Here is a 7,184-nt window from a genome sequence, read left to right on the forward strand (position 1 = left end):
CCTGATCGGGACTAATCGCCCGTGGTGACCAGTTCCTCGACGGAGTCGTGGCGGATGCGGCCGGCCGGGATGCCGACGTCGCGCAGCGCGTCCACCCCACTACGGATCATGCCGGGCGGGCCCGAGAGGTACGCGTCGTACTCGTTCCAGGGGCCGTACTCGCGCACGGCGTCCGGGAAGTGGGCGTGCCCGTCGACGACGGGGCGGACCGAGAGCCAGGGATGGGTCTGCTGGAGGCGCAGCATCGTGTCGATGTCGTACAGGTCGTGGTCGGTGCGGGCTCCGTAGAAGACCTCGACCGGCCGCCGCTCGCCGTGCTCGGCGACGTCCTCGACGAGCGCCTTGATGGGGGCGATGCCGGTGCCCCCGCCCAGACAGAGCAGGCCGCTGTCGGTGGAATGGTCGACGGTCATCGACCCCGCGGGCGCGCCGAGGCGCAGGACATCACCGGGGCGGGCGTGGTGCACCAGGGCGTTGGAGACCCAGCCCGCGGGGACGGCCTTCACATGGAACGAGAGCAGTCCGTCGGAGCGCGGCGCCGACGCGAAGGAGTAGTGCCGCCAGATCCGCGGCCACCAAGGCGTCTCCAGGCTCGTGTACTGGCCTGCCAGGAAGGGGTAGGGCTGGTCGGGGCGGACGGTGACGACAGCGATGTCAGGCGTCCTGAGGTCATGCGAGACGACCTCGGCGAGCCACCAGGCAGGGGCGCGCAGTTCATCCGCGGCGGCCGCGTCGATCATGATCTGGGAGATCGTCGTGTACGTCCGGACCCAGGCGGCCTCGGTCTCCTCGTCCCAGATCGCGCTCGCGTACCGGCTGAGCGAGCCGATCAGGCATTCGCCGACGGCCGGGTAGTGCTCGGGCCGGGTGCCGTACTTGCGGTGTCCACGCCCGAGGTTCTTCAGATACGCGGCGAGCGCGTCGGCGTGGTCGATGTTCTCGGCGGCGGTCAGCAGCGCCTTGAGCAGCCGGTCGCGCTGGGTGTCCATCGCGGCGGGGAACAAGGGGCGCAGGTCGGGGTGCCGGGTGAAGAGCAGCGCGTAGAAGTACGAGGTCACCTTGTCGGCGACGGGGGCTATTTCGGCCATGGTGCGCTGGACGCGGATCGCGTCGGGGGAACCCGTGGGGGAGGGCTTCCGTGGTTCCGGTACGCGCTCGGAGCGCGGCGGCTCGGCCTGGGGCGCCGGGGCCTGAGGTGCGCTCTGGGGAGCGCTCTGCGGCGCGTTCTGCGGCGCGTTCTGCCGCGCGAAGGGAGCGGGCGCCTGTGCGGGAGCCGATGCGGGCGTCAGTGCGGCTGCTTCCCGGGCGGCCGGTATTCGCTCCGCTGCCGCGTCGCCGGGTTGGGGCGCGGGGCCGGCCTCCGGGCCGGGTGCAGCCGTGCCGGGCCTGCCCACGGGACGTATGGCGGAGACCCGACGGCCCTCGGTCGCCTCGGGCTCGCCACCTTCGGCCTGGGTCTGCTGCTCGCCGCCCTCCGACGGCTTCGGCGCCTTCCGTGGGGTGAACCAGCCGCCTCCACCGCCGCTGTCACCAGAAGTGCCGTTGCCCGCCGACGTGGTGGTCGGAGCGTCCATGCTGTGCCTCGCCTCGAACATCTCTCAGTCGGTCCGTGCACTTCCCTGAAGGAAGCCGCTTACTTTCCCCGCTCCGCCTCGGCAGCCAATGTGGCCACATTGAACCTCGAATCACCGGACCCTACGGACAAGTAGGTGTCAAATGTGACATTGCCCGCAGTCCTCTCACGGCAGCGTCCCATCCCTCGCCGTCACGCCGGTCGCATAACGGAAAGTTCAGGTCTTCGATCACTTCGCCCCGTTAGGCTTCGTTGCCCTCCGCCGTGCCCCCCAGGGGTGCCCAAAGAGCACCCGGCCCGAACCGGACTCGACCATACCGGCAGCCGTCCGGCACACAAGTCCCACCGCCCTTAACCAGGAATTAAGCGACCGGCGCCCGCCAATTGCTCCAATTACCGGGCGTCGCGCACCAATTCATACGCCTTACGCAGATCACGCCCGACATAAGAGTGGGTCGCGAGCCCGACCAGCCGCTGATCCGCATTGACGGCGACCGAGACGGGCACCGCTCCGAACAGCTCCAGGTCGGAGAGCGAGTCTCCATAAGCGACGCAATCGGACCGCCCCACCCCGAACTCTTCACAGAGCCGGTTCGCGATCTTCACCTTGGCCGCGGCGTTGAGAATGCCCGTCGGATTCACCGGCTCGGTGAACGGCACGGCGGGGAAAATCGAGCCGTGCGCGGCATGCGCGCCCCAGCCGAGCAGCCGCTCCACGAAGAACGACGGTGACAGCGAGATCACCGCGCAGTAATCGCCGCCCTCCCGGATCTCCGCCCAGGTCTCACGGATCCCCGTCAGCCACGGCGCACCGTCGAAGGCGGCGGTGACCTGCGCGTCCGTGAGGTCCGCCCACAGGGCGTGCACACGGGCCGCGTACTGCGGCGAGTCGATTCGCTGCGCCACGAAGTCCCGTTCCAGCTCCGCGATTTCCGCGTCGAGGCCGAGCTGGCGCGAGATCTCCACGGGAGCCGCCGTGCCGTGCAGCAGCGTTCCGTCCAGGTCGAAGAGGTGAAGGCGTGCCATGTACGCCGAGGCTAGTACCCGCGGTTACTCCCGCCGTCAGACGCCTTCGGCCGCCGATCCCGGCACCGTGTTTCACGTGAAACTACGCCGCCCCGCTCGCCGGGCCACCCTCGTCGTCCATGTCATCGCCGCCGCAGGCTGGCTCGGGCTCACGCTCGGCCTGCTCGCGCTGGCCTTCGCGGCCATCACCACGGATTCCGCCGCGGTCACCGAGGCCGCCGCCCGCTCCATGAAACTGTTCACGGACTGGCTGGTGCTGCCGCTCGCGCTGCTCACGCTGTTGAGCGGTCTGCTGCTGTCCCTCGGGACTCCCTGGGGCCTTGCCAGGCACCGCTGGGTCTACACGAAGTTCTGGCTGACCCTGGCCACCACCGCCGCGTCGGCGTTCGCGCTGCGTCCGGGCATCAACGACACGGTCGCCATCGTGTCCGCGGGCGCCCCGGTGACGGATCCGACCGACTTGATCGCGGGCCCCGTCGTCTCCCTGAGCGCCTATCTCTTCATGACGGTCATCTCGGTGCTCAAGCCCTGGGGCCTGACCCGCCGTGGCCGGAAGCAACGTGACCAAAACCAACGTGCTTCTGCCCGCAAACCGGTGGACGCCAAGGTCATGCGTCAGACAGCCTGAGCCGAGTGTCGACACCTACCCTCTCCGCCCTGCCCATCCGCCGGCTGACCCTCCGTGATCTCACCGCCTGCGCCGACCTGTCGCAGGATCGAGGCTGGCCACGCGAGGACCATAAATGGGGGCTGCTGCTCTCGGCCGGTACGGGCTACGGCATCGACGACCCCGACGGTGACGGCCTCGTGGCCGCCTGTGTGGTGACCGAGTACGGACCACACGAGCGCCCCGGCCTCGGAGCGATCGGCATGGTCCTCGTCGCCGAGCGGCACGCACGCAAGGGCCTCGGCCGCCGCCTGATGCGGTACGTCGTCGAGGGCGCGGGCACCACCCCGCTCACCCTCCACGCGACGCCGACCGGCCAGCCCCTCTACGAGCAGCTCGGCTTCAAGACCACCGGGCGCGCCGAGATGGTCCGCGGCCGGTTCACCCCCGGCGGCCCGCTGCCGGAAGTCGCCACCCGGCCGGCGACCGCGGAGGACCTGCCGGCGATCGTCCGTCTCGACACCGAGGTCTTCGGCCTCGACCGCACTCACGTGCTCACCCGGCTCCCCGCCTTCGTCGACCAGCTGCGGGTCGCGGAGTCGGACGGCACGATCACGGGCTACGCGGGTGCCTGGCCGAACATGGAGACCCATGTCATCGGCCCTCTGATCGCACCCGACACGGAGACGGCGAAGGCCTTGATCGCCTCACTCGCCGAGGGCTCGGACCGACCGCTGCGCACCGACATCGACGTACGCCACGAAGAGTTGCTCACCTGGGTGAAGGAGCGGGGCCTCGCGCCGACCGCCTTCAATGCCGTGATGACGTACGGCGTCCCCGAGTTGCCCGGCGACTGGACCCGTCGCTTCGCGCCGCTGACGGTCGCGGCCGGCTGACGGCAGTACTGAACCGCGCTGACCGTTGTACGGAACCCCACTGACCGAACGCAAAGGCCCGCCCCCAAACGCCGGATGGTTCCCGGTACTTGGGGGCGGGCCTTCGTCATGTCCTCGCGCGGTGTCGTACCCGCGGTGTCGTACTACGCGAGGGTCTGCACGGCCGCCGTGGCGAACCCGTGATCCTGCTCGGGAGCTCCACCGCCGACGCCGACGGAACCGATCAGACGGCCGTCACGGTGGACGGGGACGCCACCGGCGATGAAGAGCAGCGGCCGGTCGAGGGCGGTGGGCAGGGTGTGGAAGGGGCCGTCGGGCTTCACCAGGTCGACGAGGTCGGCGGTCGGGGCGTTGAGCTGGAGCGCCGTGTACGCCTTGCGCGTGCTGGTCTCGCCGGAGATCAGTACGGCCCGGTCGTCGCGCCGGAAGGCGAGCAGATGGCCGCCCGCGTCGAGGACGGTGACGCTGACCGTGACATCGGCCGCCTCGGCCGCGCGACGGGCCGCGGTGACGAGGGCCTCGGCGTCCTGCGTGGTCAGCGGGGCGACGGCGGGGGTGGCGGTGCTCATGGGGTTTCTCCTTGTGCGGTGGTGCTCATGAGAGGGCTAGTGGGGGTGATGGGGTCAGTGGTGGACGGGCGTCGGCTGCTCGACAGGGGTCACGCCCGCCACGACCAGGCTGGGAGCGGCCGAGCGACGCTCGAGCGCGGCCGAGACGACGGCGAGGAGGAGCGCGGAGCCCGCGAGGGCCGCGCCCACCCAGTTCGGGGCGGTGTAGCCGAGGCCCGCGGAGATCACGAGGCCGCCGAGCCAGGCCGAGAGCGCGTTGCCGAGGTTGAAGGCGCCGATGTTCATGGCCGAGGCGAGGGTCGGGGCGCCGGAGGCCTGGTCGAGCACCCGCTTCTGCAGCGGCGGCACGGTGGCGAAGCCCAGCGCGCCGATGAGCGTGATGGTCACGGCTGCCGCGATCTTGTTGTGGGCGGTGAGGGTGAAGAGGGCGAGCACGACGGCCAGCGAGCTCAGCGAGATGTAGAGCAGCGGCATCAGGGCCCGGTCCGCGAACTTCCCGCCGACCAGGTTGCCCGCGACCATGCCGAGGCCGAAGAGGACGAGGAGCCAGGTCACGGAGGAGTCCGCGTAGCCGGCGACGTCCGTCATCATGGGCGCCAGGTAGGTGACGGCCGCGAAGACTCCGCCGAAGCCGAGGATGGTCATCGCCATGGCGAGCAGCACCTGGACGTTGCGGAACGCGGCCAGCTCGTGGCGCAGCCGTACGCCCTCGGGCTTGGGCAGTTCAGGAACGAGCTTGGCGATCCCGACGAGGCCGATGACGCCGAGTCCCGCCACGATGGAGAAGGTGACGCGCCAGCCGAGGGTCTGCCCGACGAGCGTGCCGAGCGGCACTCCGACCACGTTGGCCACGGTCAGGCCCGTGAACATCATGGCGATGGCTCCGGCCTTCTTCTGCGGTGCGACCAGTTCGGCCGCGACGACCGAGCCGATGCCGAAGAAGGCACCGTGGGCGAGCGAGGCGACGACGCGGCCCGCCAGCATGACGCCGAAGACCGGGGCTACCGCGGAGAGCAGGTTGCCCGCGATGAACAGGCCCATGAGCAGCATCAGCATGCGTTTGCGCGAGATGCGGGTGCCGAGGACCGTCATCAGGGGAGCGCCGAGTACGACGCCGAGTGCGTAGCCGGTGACGAGAAGACCGGCCGTGGGGATGGAAACGCCGAAGTCACCCGCGACCTCAGGGAGGAGTCCCATGATCACGAACTCTGTGGTCCCGATTCCGAAGGCCCCGATCGCGAGGGCCAGTAGCGCGAGAGGCATGGTTCTACCTTCCAAGACGATTGCAGGTGCGCTTAGCTTGCGTCCACAATAGTTGCACACGCGGGTTACTTGCAACCGCTGGATATTGCAGCGGTGGACTATCCTGGTCTCAGCAGCTCCGGGACGGAGGAACAAGAGCCATGACAGCGACGGACCCCGCACTCACCGCCCTTGCGCAGGGCTGGTGCGCGCTCTCCCTGCTCCACGGGAAGATCGAGACCCACATCGAGCGCGCCCTGCAGGCCAAGCACGACCTGAGCGTGCGCGAGTACTCCCTGCTGGACGTCCTCAGCCGCCAGCACGACGGGGAGGGCGGCCACCTGCAGATGAAGCAGGTCGCCGACGCGGTCGTGCTCAGCCAGAGCGCCACCACGCGCCTGGTCACCCGGCTCGAGGACCGCGGGCTGCTGTCCCGCTACCTGTGCCCCACCGACCGCCGCGGCATCTACACGGACGTCAGCGAGGCGGGCACCGCACTCCTCGCCGAGGCACGCCCCACGAATGACGCCGCACTGCGCGAGGCGCTCGACGAGGCGGCGCTGAACCCGGAGCTCACGCCGCTGGTCAGGGCCGTGGAAGCGGTGCGGGTCCCCGCGTAGGGGCTGTGGAAGTCGAGCGGCGGCCTGCCCTGTCCGGCAGGCCGGTGGCTGCATAGGCTGCGTCTCATGGGAGATCTTGAGATACGCCCCGCAGTCGCCGACGACATCCCCGCCATCGTGGAGATGCTCGCCGACGACCCCCTGGGCAGCACGCGCGAGTCGCCGGACGACCTCACTCCGTACCTCGCCGCGTTCGAACGCCTTGCCGGAGATCCGAACCAGCACCAGGTCGTCGCCGTGCGTGAGGGCCGTGTCGTCGGCACGCTCCAGCTCACCATCGTTCCGGGCCTGTCCCGCAAGGGAGCGCTTCGGTCGATCATCGAGGGCGTGCGCGTGCACGCCGACGAACGTGGCAGCGGTCTCGGCACCCGCTTCATCGAATGGGCCGTCGATGAATCCCGGCGACAGGGCTGCCAGTTGGTGCAGCTGACCTCGGATGCCACCCGTACCGATGCCCGCCGCTTCTACGAGCGGCTCGGGTTCACGGCATCGCATGTGGGCTTCAAGCTGCAGCTCTGAAGCTGTTGTTGATGCGTCGCACGGGTGGGGGGGGGGGGTTTGATAAAAAAAACCCCCCCCCCCCAACAAAACCCGGGGCGGACACCCCCAAAACAACCCCCCCCCCCAAAAACGCAAAACCCCCCCCCCCCC

Annotated in this window: 8 protein-coding genes; 4 read left to right on the forward strand and 4 right to left on the reverse strand. The window is 69.8% G+C overall.

The annotated features are described in order from the left end of the window. Positions 1-11: 11 nt before the first annotated feature. Together AB0E78_RS06155 and AB0E78_RS06160 are read right to left on the reverse strand one after the other, a co-directional pair. A complete protein-coding gene (locus tag AB0E78_RS06155; RefSeq protein WP_361828882.1) occupies positions 12-1,574 on the reverse strand; it encodes a globin domain-containing protein in 1,563 nt (520 codons plus the stop codon). 392 nt (positions 1,575-1,966) lie between these two features. Continuing rightward, entirely contained in the window at positions 1,967-2,599 is a 633-nt protein-coding gene (locus AB0E78_RS06160) for an HAD-IB family phosphatase (protein ID WP_361828883.1), read from the reverse strand. 76 nt (positions 2,600-2,675) lie between these two features. Between AB0E78_RS06160 and AB0E78_RS06165 the strand changes: the two genes are divergently transcribed. Together AB0E78_RS06165 and AB0E78_RS06170 are read left to right on the forward strand one after the other, a co-directional pair. After that, positions 2,676-3,227 carry a DUF2269 domain-containing protein gene (locus AB0E78_RS06165; RefSeq protein WP_361828884.1) on the forward strand — a complete coding sequence of 184 codons (552 nt, stop codon included), beginning with the start codon at positions 2,676-2,678 and terminating at the stop codon, positions 3,225-3,227. Positions 3,228-3,232: 5 nt separating this feature from the next. Then, positions 3,233-4,102, forward strand: coding sequence for a GNAT family N-acetyltransferase (locus tag AB0E78_RS06170; RefSeq protein ID WP_361828885.1), 870 nt, complete (start codon positions 3,233-3,235; stop codon positions 4,100-4,102). A gap of 143 nt (positions 4,103-4,245) precedes the next feature. Here the strand turns inward: AB0E78_RS06170 and AB0E78_RS06175 are convergent, their stop codons facing one another. Together AB0E78_RS06175 and AB0E78_RS06180 are read right to left on the reverse strand one after the other, a co-directional pair. Next, on the reverse strand, positions 4,246-4,671 hold the full coding sequence (locus AB0E78_RS06175; RefSeq protein WP_361828886.1) for a heme-binding protein: 426 nt from the start codon (positions 4,669-4,671) through the stop codon (positions 4,246-4,248). 54 nt (positions 4,672-4,725) lie between these two features. Further along, on the reverse strand, positions 4,726-5,934 hold the full coding sequence (locus AB0E78_RS06180; RefSeq protein WP_361828888.1) for an MFS transporter: 1,209 nt from the start codon (positions 5,932-5,934) through the stop codon (positions 4,726-4,728). A 140-nt stretch (positions 5,935-6,074) separates the two neighbouring features. On the opposite strand from AB0E78_RS06180, the gene AB0E78_RS06185 reads away from it, so the two are divergent. After that, on the forward strand, positions 6,075-6,533 hold the full coding sequence (locus AB0E78_RS06185) for a MarR family transcriptional regulator (RefSeq protein WP_361828890.1): 459 nt from the start codon (positions 6,075-6,077) through the stop codon (positions 6,531-6,533). Positions 6,534-6,599: 66 nt separating this feature from the next. Next, complete coding sequence (locus AB0E78_RS06190) at positions 6,600-7,052, forward strand: GNAT family N-acetyltransferase (RefSeq protein WP_361828891.1); 453 nt, start codon at positions 6,600-6,602, stop codon at positions 7,050-7,052. Positions 7,053-7,184: the final 132 nt, after the last annotated feature.

It is taken from the genome of Streptomyces sp. NPDC032198 (assembly GCF_040636975.1).
In the GTDB taxonomy this organism is placed as follows: Bacteria; Actinomycetota; Actinomycetes; order Streptomycetales; family Streptomycetaceae; genus Streptomyces.